This is a genomic window from Stenotrophomonas sp. CFBP8994, assembly GCF_034044835.1.
GTDB lineage: Bacteria > Pseudomonadota > Gammaproteobacteria > Xanthomonadales > Xanthomonadaceae > Stenotrophomonas > Stenotrophomonas rhizophila_A.
On the sequence record NZ_JAXCWT010000003.1, the window covers coordinates 190,024 to 205,341 of the forward strand.

Here is a 15,318-nt window from a genome sequence, read left to right on the forward strand (position 1 = left end):
CTAGGTCATCTTGAGATGAAATCAAGCAGAAGCGCGTTGACTTCATCGGCATGGGTCAGGTTGCACCCATGGGGCGCCCCCTCCAGGACCACCAGCTGGCTGCCCGGTATGAGTTCCTGGGTAAGGGTTGCGGTGTTCGGGCATGGAGAGAAGGCGTCGCTGTCGCCATGGATGATCAAGGTGGGCTTGTTGATATCCGCCAACTGGCGACGGAAGTCCCGGGAACAGAACCTCTCGAAGCATTCCACCGCTGCGGTCGGATCTGAGAACTTGCACATCCGGATAGCGTCCCTGAACTGTTGATCGGTAATTTTCAGTTCGCCATTGACACTGTAGTAGCGGGTGACCAGATCAACGAAGAAGGCATTCCGATCATCTTCGAGTGCTTGCCGCATCGCCTCCTGCTCATCGAGCGGAAGCCAGCCGTCCGGATTCCCGAAGCCTTTCAGAACAAATGGGGTGAATGTGGAAATGAGCACGGCTTTGTCCACAATCGCTCCCCCGAACCGGCTGAAGAACTGCACGATTTCACCGCACCCCATTCCGATGCCGACCAGCGTGGCGCCGGTCAGCCTCAGGCTAACGATGAGCTTGACCAGATCAGTCGCGAAGCTGTCCCAATCGTATCCTGCAGCGGGCTTTTCCGAGTCGCCGAAGCCACGGCGGTCGTAGGAGATCACCCGATACCCGGCCGCCATCAAGGCGCTGATCTGTGGCTTGCATGCCGCCAAGGTCATTGGCCAGGGATGAATGAGCACGACAGGCGGGCCGCCGCCGCCGGTGTCCTGGACGTTGAGGGTTATGTCGTCGAGCGTGATGGAGTGCTGCTGCATGACTGGCTCCGGAATCAAAGGCGCCCGACCACGCGGTCCCCTGGAGGAGGCCGCGCCTTGAGCTGCCTTCTACAACCCGTTCCCCGTCCGGCGTAAACACTCCGGTCGCCTCACCGTGTGAGGCCTGCTGCAAGCGTAAAGCCCGATTGCTAAAGGTTGGGTGAAACCCAAACCCTGCCACCGCTCCGAGGCGTCAGTCCCCTCGCGGCAGCTTCTTCGCCCACATGTTATCGACCAGATTCGGGTAAGCCCGCCCATTTTCTTCGGCGCGCTGCCGCGCCGCCGCCTTTTGCGACGGCGACAGCGGCTGCCCCTTCTTCCCCTTGGGATTGGGCTTATTCCACGGCGGCGTTACTGTCTTTCGCATTCAGTCACCTGTACAACCCGGCCAGCCTCACCGCGCCAGAAACGCAACCAACGCCGCATTGAACTGCTCGGCATGGCTGGCATTACACCCATGCGGCGCATCCTTCAGCAGCACCACCTCGCTGCCCCGAATCGCCTCATGCGTACGGCGGCCCGAGCCTTCATACGGCACCGTGCCGTCGCTGTCACCATGCAGCACCAGCGTGGGCACCGTAACCTTCTTCAGGTCCTCGCGGAAATCGGTGGTGCCAAACGCCTTCATGCAACTGAGCGCTGCCGTCTGATCAGACTGCTTGCACAGCTCGATCGCTTCCTGGCGCTGCTTTTCAGTGACCTTCAACTCGCCCTTGGCGCTGAAGAAATCCTTGGTGAACCCGTCGAAGAACTCGTCACGGTGGTTCTCCAGCCCCATCCGCATCTGCTCGGCTTTTTCTTCGGTCAGCGGGCCGTCCGGGTTGTCGGCGGTCTTGAGCATGTACGGCGGCACCGCCGCAGCGAATACCACGCTGCGAAGGCGCTGCTCGCCATGGCGTGCGATGTAGCGCGCCACTTCGCCGCCGCCCATCGAGAAGCCCACCAGCGTCGCATCCTGCAGGTCCAGCTGCTCCAGCACCCCGGCAAGGTCGTCGGCCAGCGTGTCGTACTCATAGCCATCGGCCGGCTTTTCCGAACGGCCGAAGCCACGGCGGTCATAGGCCACCACGCGGTAGCCTGCGGCCTTGAGTACAGGCACCTGGGCACGCCATGATTCGGCCGACAGCGGCCAGCCGTGAATCAGCACAACCGGGCGACCGGTGCCGCCGGTGTCTTCAACGTGTAGACGTACGCGTGTTGCAGTCATGGATAGCTCCAGATTCGCCAATGGATGGCCCATGCTAATCGGCTGATGCGGACATGACGTGAGCATATCTTTGCTTTGAACTTACACATTGTGCACAAAGTGCACGCGTTTTATGACCTTGCCTTGACCGTTGGCTCCGCTACTCCGGAAGAAGCCGCAACAATGCTTCATTGAACTCATCTGCATTGCTGATGTTCAGGCCATGCGGCGCACCTGTGATAAGGGCAACCAAGCCGCTATTCATGGCCCACCGCGTTCCAAGCGCTGCGTTCTGAACTGGCGCGAATTCATCTGCCGTGCCGTGCAGGATCGTTGCAGATGCTCCGACTACGGCAAGTTCGGACCGGTGGTCGGTCGTACAGACCGATTCCAGGCATCTCATGGCGGCAGTTTGGTCGGACGTCTCGCACATTCGGACGAGCTCTTCAAGCTGGTCCAAGGTGATCTTCAATTCGCCGTTGACGCTGTGATGGTCCTCCATCAATGAAGTAAAGAACGCGCTGCGATCGTCGCCGAGCGCCTGCAACATGCGCACGTATTCCGAAGATTGCAGCCACCCGTTCGGGTTCGTATCGGATCTGAGCATGAATGGCGTCACGGTCGAAACCAGCATCAGGCGTCTGATGCCTTCCCCGCCTAATAGCACCTCGGCCCGCGCTGCTTCGGCCGCTCCCATGCCGAAGCCAACGAGGCTGACGTTGGTGAGCTGCATGTCCACGATCAACGCGGCCAGGTCAGCGGCTGTTTCATCGTAGCTGTAGCCCTCGCTCGGCTTCTCCGATCGCCCGAAACCTCGCCGGTCATAGGAAATGACGCGGTAGCCGGCGCTGCGCAGTGAGGGCACCTGCAGCTTCCACTGGTCCAGGGTAAGTGGCCAATCGTGCACCAGCACCACCGGGCGACCATCGCCGCCGGTGTCTTCAACATGCAGGTTCACGCGCTTGTGTTTGGCAAGAACATCATTCATGACAGGCTCCAGAATGGAGGACGGCTGACTACGCATGACCGCTGGCCATGCGTGAAGTTGCCTTCCTTACAACCTGTTCCCCGTCCAGCGCGAGCGCACCGGCCGCCTCACGGTGTGAGGCCTTCAGCAAGCGTACGACGGGGTTTCTAAGGATCTCGTGAACACTCGGTCGCCAATGACGAAGTGCGGGTGGGCGTGGCCGGAACCCCGCGCGACGGCCAGGTGCTGCCGCTCAGCCCGAACCGGTTCGTGTCACCGGATATCGATGGGCTGCAGGTGGAGTTCCATCGGGATGCGCATGGGCGGGTGAACGCGCTGAGCGTGGTGCATGGGGAGGGGCACGCGCGGTATGTGCGGAAACGGACGTAACGGGCAGGGCATCAGCCCATTCGCCGCAAGGCAGCCTCACGCTCCTGTGATTGCGTCTGTTCGGCCTGCGCCGCCAGCTGCTGGGTCTGCTGATTGGCGTTGGCCAACTGCTCGCCACGTTCCAGCGAGGCTTCAACCGGGGTCTGGGCGGCCTGTGCTGTCGGCATGGAGGCGCGCAGGTGCCCCGGGTCGTTGCGCTCGCCCTGCACGATGAAGATGTTTTCAGCTGCCGTCGCGTTTGGGGTGCGCTCACTGAGCATCACTTGGTCCACGCGCGATAGCCCATTTTCCTTGGCGAGCACATACAGGCTTGCGCTGACCCGCTCACTGGTGGAGTCGAAGGTTCGGCCATTGGCGGCGTCCAGTTCTGCCACCTTCTCCCGGATCTGGGACAGCATGGGGTCGCCTCTCACGCCTTCGTGGACATCATTCTCGGAGATCAGACGCTGCATCAGCGTCCGCTTCGGCATCTCGTGATGCACCTCGCTGTTCAACTTGCTGTCAGGGTAAGGCGCTCGAATGCTCTGGATCTCAGACTTGTTATCCAGAGGCTTGAGCGCGCCCTCGAAGCTCGTATCCTGCTGTGACTTCACTTGCCTGTGCAGCCCCGCGTGGTTGAGCGCACCCCATGTGAAGTCAATGCAGCTGTTGGAGAGCCCGTTGTACTGCTGAGCAAAGCCATGCTTACCCGGCTCAGTACTGTAAGCAATGATCTTTTCGTACTGCTCCTTCGATATCTCCATCTTCCGTGCATAGAACGGATTCTGGTATTCATCGACGTCCTTGTCAGTGACGGCACCCGGACCGCTGCGGGCGCCGTGTTCTCTGGGTGCGAACCCGTAGCTTCGTGTCACGCCGTCATGCGTCACGGCCAGATACATGTGGCCCGCTGCCGACGTGCCACCGTTCTTCAGCGGTGTTCCTGGTGCTGCTACATAGACCGTTACGGTGTACGGCGCATCCTTGGCCATTCGTTACTTCCCCTTGCCCATGTATGCAATGAGCAGCTGCACCGGTTCCGAACCCAGCTCTGGATGGTCCTGCTGCAACTCAACAGTCAGTCGGTAGTGGCCAGGCTTGGCGTCTTTTGCGCCTGCGAGCAAAAGAACATCGTAGAACTTTGAGGGATCAACCAACCCAGCGCTCTCCAGCTGAGTGCGCTCGACGTCCGACGCTGTAACTCCCGGCACCAAACCATCATCGCCAACCACAATGCGGTCCTGCAGATCCGGGCTGTTACGGAACAGCCCCACTTGAGTGATGGAAGTTTCCTCCACTCGAAGCAGCCGAACACGGGCGGACAGCTGAGCACGGATGACTTCATCGGATTGCCTGATTCCGGTCGGAGCATCTGGCGCGACCACGCGGAGGCCCACGACGAGCGTAGACGAGGCGTTCTCAATCGGCGGCGGCAACTCAAACTCGAGGCTTACCACCTCTCCGGCCCTATCCAAAGAGACTGGTCGGACAAGGGGAGCTTCATTACGCATGAGTGCATCCTCGTTGGAGACGGGCTGAATCTGGTGGCTGCCCTGCGCACCTTGCCCACATGCCGCGAGGCCCGCCACGGCAAGCATGGCCAGCGCTCTCAGCAGATTTGATACGCACCTGCGCCTTCTCATTGCTCACCCCTGATCCACATTCGGTCGATCCTATCGCCCACGCAGTCTGAGGTGCGCACTCGAGCCCTAAAATAGGGAAATTCTTACTCGTCAGACGCACTTCGTCACACTTCGGCACAGCGCAAGCTCAACTCTCGCCCGCCTGCCCCGAGTTCTGGGCCTTGTACGCATCCCCCCAATCCCGCATCGCCAACAGCACCGGCACCAGTGTCCGGCCCAGCTCCGAAAGCCGGTACTCCACCTTCGGCGGGACCTCCGAGTACACATGCCGCACCACCACGCCATCGGCCTCCAGCTCGCGGAGCTGGCTGGTCAACATCGATTGGGTGGCGTTGGGGATGAGCCGGGTCAGCTCCATGAATCGCCGGGTGCGTGACACCAGGTAGAACAGGATCACCGGCTTCCACGTGCCGCCTATGACCGACAGCGTGGCTTCCACGCTGCAGCCGGTTTTGCCATATACACGCCGCGCCATTACGGGATACTCCTGAAAACCATAGTACCTATGGGAAAGCATAGTTCTTGTGGCAACCACGGTGCGACCATAGCATGCAGGTCATGTCCCCCGAGGTGATCGATGCCCATGAAATTCAATGCCCTGCTGGCCACGAAAGAAGACGGCCAGGTCTCCACCCAGCTGGTGGCCTTTGACGAAGCCGACCTGCACGAAGGCGATGTGCTCGTGCAGGTGGACTACTCCACCCTGAACTACAAAGACTCGCTGGCGATGACCAACGCCTCGCCGGTGATCCGTACGTTCCCGCTCATTCCCGGCATCGACCTGGCCGGCACCGTGCTGGAATCGGGCAATGCCGGCTTCCGCCAGGGCGACCGCGTCGTGCTCAACGGTTACGGCCTCAGCCAGACCCACCACGGCGGGCTGGCCCAGCGCGCGCGCGTTCCCGGGGAGTGGCTGGTGAAGCTGCCGGACAGCATCAGCAGCAAAGACGCCATGGCGATCGGCACGGCAGGCTACACCGCCATGCTGTGCGTGCTGGCGCTGGAACACGGCGGCGTGAAGCCCGAGCACGGCGACATCCTGGTGACGGGTGCCAACGGCGGCGTAGGCTCCATCGCCTTGGCCATCCTCTCCAAGCTGGGCTACCGCACGGTGGCGTCCACCGGCCGACCCGAACATGCGCAGTACCTCAAGGACCTGGGTGCCGACGAGATCATCGACCGGGCCACGCTGTCCGAGCCGCGCACCCGCCCGCTGGATGCCGAGCGCTGGGCCGGCGTGGTGGACGTCGCCGGCAGCCACACGCTGGCCAATGCCCTGGCGCAGACGAAATACCGGGGCGTGGTGGCGGCCGCCGGGCTGGCGCAGGGTACCGACCTGCCTACCTCGGTGCTGCCCTTCATCCTGCGCAATGTCACCCTCGCCGGTATCGACTCGGTGCAGGCACCGCACGCCGTGCGTGCCGAGGCGTGGAAGCGGCTCGCGACCGACCTGGACCTGGGCAAGCTGGCCAGCACCGTTGAAGTGATCGGGCTGGAAAAGGTGCTGGACGTGTTCCCGGCATTCCTGGAAGGCAAGGTGCGTGGCCGGCTGGTGGTGGATGTGAACGCCTGAGCATTTCGCCGTAACATCGAAGCAAAGAGCGCCGCGGCGCCTTCGAACCAGGCCGCACCACGGTAGGGTCGCACCCCAGTCGACTGCACGTAACCGTGCAACAACCGATTACGGCATGACTCGCAACGAAGGCGCCGCACCCCAGGCAACCACGGAGACCGCAGGTGGCAAAAGCTAAAGGATTAGCAGTACTACTCACCACAACAGCACTAACCGCAGCCTGCATATTCCCAACCCGGGCCGCCCCGGCTCCGCCAACGCCGGATACGCCAGACGTACGCGAGACCATCCTCCAGCTGCTCGAACAACGCGCCCTCCACAGCGACCAGATCGACTGGCCTGCAGCACACCAGCAGCTTAAGCAGGCCCGCAGCACGGACGAAGCCGACAGGATCGTCACCGACCTTATCTCCCGCAGCACGGCCAACCACGGCCGCTGGCGCCGTGCTCAGTCAGCGCCGAGTGTCGCCGGTGAAAGGCCGCGAACCGCTGATACCGAGCAGCGTCGCCAGCTCGATACCCAAGCAGGTGCACCTGGGCTGCAGCGTAAGCCGGCAGATCCCAAGGACCCTATCGGCTCCATCCGCGTACCACCTTTCATGGACAAGCCGTCAGCACCACGAGAAATCAAGCATCAACGGCGTCAGGCCTTCGCCCGGATGCTGCAGTCGTGGCTCCGAAGCGAGGATCAGCGCAACCTCTGCGGCTGGATCGTGGACCTCAGGGAGAACCGGGGCGGAAATATGTGGCCAATGCTGGCCGGCATTGCACCCCTGTTGTCCACAGACCCGAAGCATCGCGAAGTCATAGGCGCGTTTGTCCGTGGCGCAGAGCACCAGACCTGGAGTATCGAATCCGGTCGGGTGCTGCTCGGTGAGCGCTCACCCATGAGCTTGGATTCCGCGTCTTATGTACTACGGCACCCTGCCCCACCGGTGGCAGTCCTGATAGGACCGAGAACCGCCAGCTCCGGGGAAGCAGTGGCGTTGGCCTTTCGCGGTCGCCCGGCCACTCGCAGCTTCGGCCAGAAGACGTCCGGCTATTCCACAGCCAACGTGCCGACTCCACTTCCTGACGGAAGTACGCTTTCGCTCACCGTATCGGTATCGGTTGATAGGAATCTGAAAGGCGATGGCGGGAAGCTGGAGCCGGATTTCACGATAGAGGATGGGGTAGAGGCAGAATCGGCTGCGCGCAGTTGGTTGATGGCGCAACCTGCATGTCGCGGCGTCGCGAAAGCCCCATAGTCCCTTCGGCAATGCTGCCTACAGCGGTGCTACCAGAACGCTTGGCACGTGTCAGTCCGCGCCGCCTGCGTAACATGAAATTTCGCTGTAACACGACCAGCGTTACGGTGAAAATTCATGTTACGACCTTCGCTTTCATCAACGGGCAGGGTGGATCATTCCGCCTGCGTTCGTCACGAACGAAGTTGCCCGACGTCCATCAGCTACGCCGGGCAACCCTGCCGATCACGCCTTACAGCGCGATACGCGCCACAGACTCCTCACTTCCCTTCTCGTCCTTATCCCCATTCTTGATGGTCACGTACAGGACGTTCTTCTTCGCATCCAGCGCCAGGCTGTTCGGGTGGGTCGGCACGTCATAGGTGCCCACCTGCTTGTAGCTCTCGCTGTCATACGCGGTCACCGTGCCGGCTTCGCGGTTGGTCACGTACAGGCGCTTGCGCGGTGCATCCAGCAGCAGGCCCAGCGGGCCGGCATCGGTGGCGATGCTGGCCAGTTCCTTGCCGGTGGTCGGGTCCAGCACCAGCACGCGCTGGCCCGGGTGCTTGGAGACGAAGCCCGGAATGCTGCTGCCCTGGTACTTGCGGATCATCTCCAGGCCCTGGTCGGTCACGAACAGGCGCTTGCCGCTCGGGTCCAGCGCCAGGTTCATCGGCTGCTCGGCACTGACCTTGAAGCGCTGCTCCACCTTACCGGTGTCGGTGCCCACGGTGACCACTTCACCCAGCAGGTTCGAGGTGAGCACGCGCTTGTTGGCCGCATCCAAGGTCAAGCCCGGCGCCTTGGCGTTGCCCAGGCCCGGAATGGTGTTGATCAGCTTCAGCGACTGGGTGTCCACCACGAACAGGACGCTGCCTTCGCCGGAGTGGCCGGTCACGTACAGGCGGTTGTTCGGGGAATCCACCACCAGCTCGCGCAGGTCGTGGGTGTAGCCGGCCTTGCCGTCCTTGCCGACCTTCTTCTCCATCAGCTGCACGATGCCTACAGCCTTGTTCGACGCGGTATCCACCACGGTGACCGAGGTATCCACGGTGTTGCCCACGTACAGGCGGTTGTGGGCGTCGTCGAGTACCACGCCGAAGGCTTTGCGCTCCAGCGGGATCTTGGCTTCAACGGCCAGCGAATCAGGATTCAGGCGCAGCACCTGGGCCGGGCCGGCGGTATCGCCGAAACCGCCCGAAGAGGCCACAAACAGCGCGTTCTGGGTGGGGCTGAAGGCCAGCTCGTACAGGCCTTGGGCAACGGCGGCGCGCTGCACGGAGGATGCGGCGGCAGTGGTGGCAGCCTTTTCGGCGGCAAAGGCAGACGGGGCGCCAAGGGTCAGGCTGACGGCCAGCGCCAGGGCGGCCGAACGGAACAGGGAACGAGGGTGCATGCGAGCGTCCTTGTGAGAGGCAGAGGAAGGATCCTGGCTCGCGTGGCCGCTGGGAGGAGCGGCCAACCACACGGTCGAATGACGTGGGAAGGCTGGCTGGCCCGGACATCTTAACAGGGGTGGCCGGCGGCGGGATTCTTCCGTCCCACGCCATGAGACGCCCCTGCGCGATCCTGCGAACCGCTTCGGAGGATCAACATGAACAAGATCGACCTTGATTGGCTGGAAGAGTTCGACCAGGCCATGCTGGGGCTGTATGCCATCAACCACAGCGACGCCGGGATGGACGAGCAGCTGCTGGTGAGCTACTACGACCTGGAGCCGCGTGAGGCGGCGCTGGCGTTTGGCAATGACTACGACCTGGACCGGATGAATCCGCTGTGGCCGCCGATGGGGTTGGCGCTGAACAGTTGAGCGCAGTCAGTACCCCATGCTTGCCGCCGCAACCTGCATCTCCTGCTGCACGCGCTGATCTTCTTCCTGCTGCTGCGTTGCCAGTTGCGCGGCGCGCTGTTCCTGCTCGAACGCCGCGACGTCGAACTGCTCAAGTGACTCCTCGAACGGTGTCTTCACCGCCTGCGCCGTTGGCATGCCGGCGCGTTGGTGACCGGGGTTGTCCAGCTCGCCTTGAACCACGAATACGTTCTGGCCGCCGGGTTGGTCTGCAGTGGGTTGACTGAGCACTACGTGGTCCACGCTGTCCAGGCCGTTGCTCTTGGCCAACACCATCAGGCTGCCGGTGAGGCGCTCGCTGGTCTGGTCGTAGCTGCGGCCGTGGGCTTCGTCCAGCTTCGCTACGCCCTCGCGGATCTGCTGGTAGAGGGCGTGGTCGGGGTGCTCGGGGTTGAGGGGTGTCCAAGGGTCCTGCTCAGCGGGCTGCGCCATCCGCTCCATGGCAGGCTCCGGCTCCAGCTGTTGCCCCGGCACAGCCTGATTCGCGATGACGTCGTTCGCGGGTTCTTTCAATGGAACGGCATCCGGTTCCTCGGCCACCACCACCTGCTCAACCACGTCTCTCGGCGCTGCCTCTGTAACAGGCTCGTCGAGCGAAACTTCATCCCGCAGTGGGTGCTGTGTTGACGCTGCATCCTCCATGCCCGGTCGCCCGGACGTCTCAGCCTGCACCCCGATCTCAGGCTGGCTGGCGTCCACGCGGATAACAGTCTCCGGCACCGCTTCGGGGGTTACCTTCTGCTCTGCCTTCGCTTCTGACGCAGCGACGGTCGCAGCGAGGTCGGGGACTTCTACCGGTGGCCGTACGACAAGTTCGGGCTCAGGCAGTGGCTGTATCGGTGTCGAGGCGATGTCGGGTGAAGTGGGCGCCGTGTGAGCTTGTGCCTCCGCCACGGACGCTTCGCGCCGGGCCTCCTCTTCCTCGGCAGTACGAGCGAACGCCTCCTGGGTACGCTGCTCTTCGACGTGCTCACGTGCGCCCTGCTCAGCCCCCTGAGCTGTCTGGGGCTCTCGCTGGGCCGTGGACTGCTCCTCGACCGCGGAGCGCTCGACAGAAGCCGCAATCGCTGCTGCAGCCAGATGAGGGGCTGGCTGCGAGGGAGGTGGCTGAGTGGTGTCTCGCTCATTCTCAACCAACTCCGGCACGCGGACTTCATCGAACCGAACGCTGTCCGCCCTCATTGCCGCCAACGCAGCCAACTGCTCAGCCTCATCGGTGGAGGCCCCTTGCCGGTTCGCCTCCCGCAGCGCCTGCTGATATGCGTCACGCTCGTCCGCCGATAGCGCGTCGATGCGCAACTCTGGCGTGTCCTGGAGCGTAGGCTTTTCCTGCCTCTCTTGGAGATCACGGTGCGCTTGGCGGATATCCTCCGCGCTGGTCATGGCAACACGGTGCGCCACACCGTCCGGACCGGCTTGGTAGTGGGCGACAGCGCTTTCAGCACTGTACGGCGAATTTCCATCGCGCTGGAGTTCCTGGAGCGTGCGGCCCGTGAGACCATTGGCCTCGCGAGTACGCTGTGTCGCAAGCTCGATGGCCGGAACCCACTCTTCGGGTACTCGCACGTTGTAATTCTGATACCGGTGCAGCAATTCGCTTCGGTCAACCTCCGCGTTCGAGGGCGCTGGACGCGCACTTGTCTCAGCAAGTCGCGCGTTGAACTGCTCAAGCGATGGCTGACGGATCTGTCTCGTGAGGTTCAACTCGAGCGCAAGGTTGCCTTGGGCCGCACTACCCCCATGCATCCATTGCCCGTCTTCGTTCAAGCGGTACAGGTGACCGTCTGACGCGAACACGGAGTCGGCCTTTGCCCTTGAGTACTCCACCGCTGGCGGGACCTCTACAAAGTCGGCAGATCGAAGCGCGGCATGGCTCTCAAGGTATGCAGCCGCAACAGCTTCCTTCCCATTGGCGATGTTACTCTCGACGCGCGCCATGGCTTCCCGGTCCAGCGCTTCAGCGCGCTCCGGGCTGGCAATCTGTTGGGCGTAGGTTCCACGGTCATTGGCGCCGGTTACACCGGTCTTGACCTGTCGCACCCACTGCTCGGACTGTGCATCACGCCGCCAATTCGGGTTGTCGAGTCCGTATTGATCATCGGCTCGAGCAGGAATGTTGAATGGGTCCTGCGGCGCCGGCACTCTTCCCAGCTCAAGTTCCACGGCTCTGGCGCTTGCCAGCGCATTAAGCTCGCGTGCCTTCTCGTAGTTGGCACTCACGTCCTGCTTGATGGGGTTATCTATTCCATCCTGCGTACGGTCAAGCGCAACTTCCCGCACCCAACTGTACCCGTTGTACTCCCACTCCGTGCCTGCCTTGTCCTTCTGTTGATAGATGGCATGGCTGTCCCGCAGGGTGGCCGCCTTCTCGAATGCCTTGGAGAAAAGGTAGGCATCTGCAGCGACCAGCGCCACCGGTCCTGCACCGCTGGTCCCCAAAATGCCAGCCGCCAACGTCCCACCAGCCCAGCCGCCGATCCCGCGTGCAGCAAAGTGGGTAAGCTGGGATTGCGCCGCTGGCAGATTCTGCTGTTGCAGCAGGGCGCCGACACGTTGCCCGGTTTCATGGGCATCGTAGGCGCTTGCTGCCAACCCAAGCCCGACAACACCTGTGGCGGCTCCAGCACGGCGCATCGCAGGAGTTCCAGGGTCGATAGTGGCCGGCCGCGCAGCCGGTGCCCCGGGACGAACCAGTTCATCCAGCGTGGCACTCCCCTCCGCACGGACTAGCGATTCCTCCAGCCCGCTATGACGAACTTGCTCTTCGAGAAGCCGCGCTTGCGTGTCGGGGGCCATACCCGGAATGTGCCTGGAATGCCTGGGCAAATCGCGATGCCACTCCGCAAGCCGTGCTGAGGTGTCTCTAAGTTTCTCCACGATTTCCGGCTGCTTGAGCCGATCAATGCGCGCTTCACTCAGCACCTTCCCAGGAGCCTCATAATCTCTAGCGCTGTTGTACAGCTCATCACCCTCCCGGGTGAATATCCGGATAGCCGCATCAGTCCTTGAATGGATGGTATCCAGGCTTGCCGGGATCTTTTCGTAAATGGCATCCCGCGCGGCTTTTGGCACGTGCCTTCCGTAACCTTCCCTATCAAGACCACCGGCGAATCGCTGATCGACGCCAATCTCGCTCTCAAGCTTATGTGCGGCAACAACATGCACTTCAACTTGGTACCCCTTCTCTTTAAGACCGGCGATCAATGAATCGGCTGCCCAGTCGCCATTGCTCAGCGTTGTATCGAAGACCAGGTTCTTCCTACCTGAAACTGCCTCAGCAAGCAGCTCGTCCGCCCACGCCCCCGCATCCTTGTGGGTGCGGCTTGACCAGCTATAGGGATTCTCGCGGCTGTACCGCCCAAACTCCGGATGATACTTGCGCAACTCGTCGGGATCGATCTCGACCGCATCGCCACGCATCTCTCGTGCGGCCGCCCTCGCCAAGCCACCCTTACCAGCACCCGGCTGCCCACCGAGAATTACAGCTCTTGGATGCTCCTGCGAAGTGACGACGTCGAATCCGCTCTCGGCAACGATGCGATCTCGAAATATTCGATCGTGCTGCGACTTTGAAAGTTGATCCGGATCACTGGTCACCGCAGCCCCCTCTTACTTTCCGAAGTAGTCCCAGAGAGCCCCATCGGTGTGCCAAACGTGCTTCCGGGCCGCTTGCGACATCAGCCGCTCAATATCTACTGCCCTCACCACACGCTCCGCGTCCCCACTAGCCCTGGCGGCCGCAAGTTCTTCTCTTGCCTCTATCAGGAAACTGTCCAGCCGGGCCTCCAATGCCCAGATGGCGAGGTCGAAATGCGGCGTTGCTCCAGCCGGCTCCCGGGCAACTGCATCCAGCACTTCCTGCAATCGATCGATATGGACCGGGTACTCCTTCAGCATCCTCCTGAGGCTTGCGGGTACCGGTGGCAACTGATCAATCATGGTGTTGATCCCACTTTGGAGGGAAGACTGCCAACCAGGCTGCAGCCCCCGCAGCGCTAACATCACGTTGTTGGAAGCATGCGCGGAGGGTAGCCGCGTGCCCGACGAGCTGGCGGAGGCTGTCCTGCCCTGTAGCTCAGGATGCCATAACGACTGGCGATGCAACCATAGGAAAAATCTTATACCTTCACGCCCCCACAAGCGACATGTTCAAGCATCCAGTGCCTTCATCTTGGTTCTCATCCCGCTCAAGAGATCAAGGCAACCCCAGTCGCAAATCCATTGCAGCTTCAATGCCGAACGAGGCATGAGCATTTCCTTCGCTTCGGCGTGGCGGGTACCATCGGTATTCGCCTTGGCCTTAGTACCGTGGTCAGGGGAGTATGGTCGCCAAGGGCTCTGCAGGACAGGTCCGCCCAGATGGGACCGGCTCAGCTCATGACGGATAACGGGAGGAATTGAATGTCGCTCAGGAACATGCTCAGCCGGATATTTGGGGAGGCCCAGAGCACGGAACGCGATCCCCTCGCCCAGGCCGCGTTGACCACCCGCGACCCGCTGCCAGAGAAGGGAAAGACGGATCTCGACTTTGTGCTCAGGGGAGGCTCGTCCTTTGATCCCGTCACCGGCATTGTGATTCCAGTGCCAAGAATCCATATGGACACGTTGAGGAACGGCAGCCAAGTGACGGAGTACCAGTACGCTTTCTATCTCAATGATCGAATGGCCTGGCGGCTAGGTTTCTGGGGCCGAGACACAAGGGTCGATGCAACGGGGCCCACAGAGTCGATATCCACATTCGACCTTGCGCATGACGGGTTGATAGCGTCAATTTTGCAGTTCAACCGGGCACTCGGCTTTGATGTCGACAGTCTGACGTTCCTGCGTGGGTTGTGTCGAGGAATGTTGCTGGCTTACGCCGGCACCCCTGACAGTGAAGAGACCAGGCGTTACAGGGCTGTCACCACGACAGCTGCGCTGGCTGCGGCTGGCGTGCCGCTACCATCCAGCTACCCCACTTCGCCAATGGGTGGCGTCCTTCTTGCGGAATTGCTCTCCGCCCGAGATACGACAGGCGGGCTTAGGGCATGAGCAACTTCAATTTTGATGACTTCGCACGCGTGGCACTTCATGTCGCCCGCAGGAACGATGGTGCCGTCCTGACCCCAGAGCAGGTTGACGGCATCATTGCCTATCTCAAGACGCCCGGCTCCGGCACGGATGCAGCTAGCAGCTTCGCCGAGTATGTGGCGGAAATGCAGAGGGAGCATCCGGCAGTACTGATCGCAAGGGACTACGTCCTTTGTTCAGGGATTGACGATCGCGGGACGACAAACTATCAGACAGCCGCCATATACATACGCAATGTTGGGGGAAGCGCCGGCGTCATCAACGACACGCTTTGGGGATACTTCATTGAGTACCTTCAGAACATCGAGCCCCTGCATGCCAAGTTCCGTGCGATGGCTGAGGGACTGAGGACCTTCATGCGTGCACAGGGCTCAAGGCCTTTCAATAACAACTATGAGGCTATGCTGCGGGACATCATGTGGAACTCCGGGTCACCTGAGTTCGCTGAGAATGGTCGTATTGCACACTCTGGTACGCGAGGCGAATGAATCGGCCGCCGCTCCTCGTCAGGCTTGAATCTTCTGATTCATGAGGTCGCTCGCATTGTAGTTCGATGTACTTCCATCAATCGATCTGAAGGCATCACGAACCGCCTCGGCGCC

General features: G+C 61.7%; 16 protein-coding genes. 6 read left to right on the forward strand and 10 right to left on the reverse strand.

Annotated elements, in window-relative coordinates; all coding sequences use genetic code 11:
* Positions 1–5 precede the first annotated feature (5 nt).
* From SOM39_RS09345 to SOM39_RS09360, 4 genes are all read right to left on the reverse strand, one after another.
* A complete protein-coding gene (locus SOM39_RS09345; protein ID WP_320458179.1) occupies positions 6–833 on the reverse strand; it encodes an alpha/beta hydrolase in 828 nt (275 codons plus the stop codon).
* A gap of 193 nt (positions 834–1,026) precedes the next feature.
* On the reverse strand, positions 1,027–1,200 hold the full coding sequence (locus SOM39_RS09350) for a hypothetical protein (protein WP_320458180.1): 174 nt from the start codon (positions 1,198–1,200) through the stop codon (positions 1,027–1,029).
* A 27-nt stretch (positions 1,201–1,227) separates the two neighbouring features.
* Positions 1,228–2,040, reverse strand: a complete 813-nt coding sequence (locus tag SOM39_RS09355; RefSeq protein WP_320458181.1) for an alpha/beta hydrolase — start codon at positions 2,038–2,040, stop codon at positions 1,228–1,230.
* A 139-nt stretch (positions 2,041–2,179) separates the two neighbouring features.
* The gene (locus tag SOM39_RS09360) at positions 2,180–3,007 is read right to left on the reverse strand and encodes an alpha/beta hydrolase (RefSeq protein ID WP_320458182.1); all 828 of its coding nucleotides are present in this window, start codon (positions 3,005–3,007) and stop codon (positions 2,180–2,182) included.
* A gap of 195 nt (positions 3,008–3,202) precedes the next feature.
* Here SOM39_RS09360 and SOM39_RS09365 point away from each other — a divergent pair, with 195 nt between their 5' ends.
* Positions 3,203–3,376, forward strand: a complete 174-nt coding sequence (locus SOM39_RS09365; RefSeq protein WP_320458183.1) for a hypothetical protein — start codon at positions 3,203–3,205, stop codon at positions 3,374–3,376.
* Positions 3,377–3,387: 11 nt separating this feature from the next.
* Here SOM39_RS09365 and SOM39_RS09370 read toward each other — a convergent pair whose 3' ends face one another.
* The 3 genes from SOM39_RS09370 to SOM39_RS09380 form a co-directional block, all read right to left on the reverse strand.
* Positions 3,388–4,347 (reverse strand): XVIPCD domain-containing protein, encoded by a 960-nt coding sequence (locus SOM39_RS09370; protein ID WP_320458184.1) that lies wholly within the window; start codon positions 4,345–4,347, stop codon positions 3,388–3,390.
* 3 nt (positions 4,348–4,350) lie between these two features.
* Positions 4,351–4,866, reverse strand: coding sequence for a hypothetical protein (locus SOM39_RS09375; RefSeq protein WP_320458185.1), 516 nt, complete (start codon positions 4,864–4,866; stop codon positions 4,351–4,353).
* 259 nt (positions 4,867–5,125) lie between these two features.
* Positions 5,126–5,473, reverse strand: a complete 348-nt coding sequence (locus SOM39_RS09380; RefSeq protein WP_320458186.1) for a helix-turn-helix domain-containing protein — start codon at positions 5,471–5,473, stop codon at positions 5,126–5,128.
* Positions 5,474–5,581: 108 nt separating this feature from the next.
* Between SOM39_RS09380 and SOM39_RS09385 the strand changes: the two genes are divergently transcribed.
* Together SOM39_RS09385 and SOM39_RS09390 are read left to right on the forward strand one after the other, a co-directional pair.
* Positions 5,582–6,571, forward strand: a complete 990-nt coding sequence (locus SOM39_RS09385; protein WP_320458187.1) for an MDR family oxidoreductase — start codon at positions 5,582–5,584, stop codon at positions 6,569–6,571.
* A gap of 164 nt (positions 6,572–6,735) precedes the next feature.
* Entirely contained in the window at positions 6,736–7,818 is a 1,083-nt protein-coding gene (locus SOM39_RS09390) for a S41 family peptidase (RefSeq protein ID WP_320458188.1), read from the forward strand.
* A 232-nt stretch (positions 7,819–8,050) separates the two neighbouring features.
* Here SOM39_RS09390 and SOM39_RS09395 read toward each other — a convergent pair whose 3' ends face one another.
* Positions 8,051–9,193 carry a YncE family protein gene (locus SOM39_RS09395; protein WP_249833675.1) on the reverse strand — a complete coding sequence of 381 codons (1,143 nt, stop codon included), beginning with the start codon at positions 9,191–9,193 and terminating at the stop codon, positions 8,051–8,053.
* A 198-nt stretch (positions 9,194–9,391) separates the two neighbouring features.
* Between SOM39_RS09395 and SOM39_RS09400 the strand changes: the two genes are divergently transcribed.
* A complete protein-coding gene (locus SOM39_RS09400; protein ID WP_083214053.1) occupies positions 9,392–9,607 on the forward strand; it encodes a hypothetical protein in 216 nt (71 codons plus the stop codon).
* 6 nt (positions 9,608–9,613) lie between these two features.
* Here the strand turns inward: SOM39_RS09400 and SOM39_RS09405 are convergent, their stop codons facing one another.
* Entirely contained in the window at positions 9,614–13,243 is a 3,630-nt protein-coding gene (locus SOM39_RS09405) for a zeta toxin family protein (RefSeq protein ID WP_320458189.1), read from the reverse strand.
* Positions 13,244–13,255: 12 nt separating this feature from the next.
* On the reverse strand, positions 13,256–13,585 hold the full coding sequence (locus tag SOM39_RS09410) for a hypothetical protein (protein ID WP_320458190.1): 330 nt from the start codon (positions 13,583–13,585) through the stop codon (positions 13,256–13,258).
* Positions 13,586–14,047: 462 nt separating this feature from the next.
* Here SOM39_RS09410 and SOM39_RS09415 point away from each other — a divergent pair, with 462 nt between their 5' ends.
* Positions 14,048–14,677: a hypothetical protein gene (locus SOM39_RS09415; RefSeq protein ID WP_095364584.1), complete on the forward strand. Its 630-nt coding sequence runs from the start codon at positions 14,048–14,050 to the stop codon at positions 14,675–14,677.
* On the forward strand, positions 14,674–15,204 hold the full coding sequence (locus tag SOM39_RS09420; RefSeq protein ID WP_320458191.1) for a hypothetical protein: 531 nt from the start codon (positions 14,674–14,676) through the stop codon (positions 15,202–15,204). The genes SOM39_RS09415 and SOM39_RS09420 overlap by 4 nt, the downstream gene beginning before the upstream one ends.
* Positions 15,205–15,318: the final 114 nt, after the last annotated feature.

What these genes read in the sequence shown, in the direction of transcription:
- SOM39_RS09400 (WP_083214053.1), top strand. Translation starts at nt 9,392, where the DNA reads ATGAACAAGATCGACCTTGATTGGCTGGAAGAGTTCGACCAGGCCATG.
- SOM39_RS09415 (WP_095364584.1), top strand. Translation starts at nt 14,048, where the DNA reads ATGTCGCTCAGGAACATGCTCAGCCGGATATTTGGGGAGGCCCAGAGC.
- SOM39_RS09385 (WP_320458187.1), top strand. Translation starts at nt 5,582, where the DNA reads ATGAAATTCAATGCCCTGCTGGCCACGAAAGAAGACGGCCAGGTCTCC.
- SOM39_RS09420 (WP_320458191.1), top strand. Translation starts at nt 14,674, where the DNA reads ATGAGCAACTTCAATTTTGATGACTTCGCACGCGTGGCACTTCATGTC.
- SOM39_RS09350 (WP_320458180.1), bottom strand. Translation starts at nt 1,200, where the DNA reads ATGCGAAAGACAGTAACGCCGCCGTGGAATAAGCCCAATCCCAAGGGG.
- SOM39_RS09395 (WP_249833675.1), bottom strand. Translation starts at nt 9,193, where the DNA reads ATGCACCCTCGTTCCCTGTTCCGTTCGGCCGCCCTGGCGCTGGCCGTC.
- SOM39_RS09410 (WP_320458190.1), bottom strand. Translation starts at nt 13,585, where the DNA reads ATGATTGATCAGTTGCCACCGGTACCCGCAAGCCTCAGGAGGATGCTG.
- SOM39_RS09355 (WP_320458181.1), bottom strand. Translation starts at nt 2,040, where the DNA reads ATGACTGCAACACGCGTACGTCTACACGTTGAAGACACCGGCGGCACC.
- SOM39_RS09380 (WP_320458186.1), bottom strand. Translation starts at nt 5,473, where the DNA reads ATGGCGCGGCGTGTATATGGCAAAACCGGCTGCAGCGTGGAAGCCACG.
- SOM39_RS09345 (WP_320458179.1), bottom strand. Translation starts at nt 833, where the DNA reads ATGCAGCAGCACTCCATCACGCTCGACGACATAACCCTCAACGTCCAG.
- SOM39_RS09370 (WP_320458184.1), bottom strand. Translation starts at nt 4,347, where the DNA reads ATGGCCAAGGATGCGCCGTACACCGTAACGGTCTATGTAGCAGCACCA.
- SOM39_RS09360 (WP_320458182.1), bottom strand. Translation starts at nt 3,007, where the DNA reads ATGAATGATGTTCTTGCCAAACACAAGCGCGTGAACCTGCATGTTGAA.
- SOM39_RS09375 (WP_320458185.1), bottom strand. Translation starts at nt 4,866, where the DNA reads ATGCGTAATGAAGCTCCCCTTGTCCGACCAGTCTCTTTGGATAGGGCC.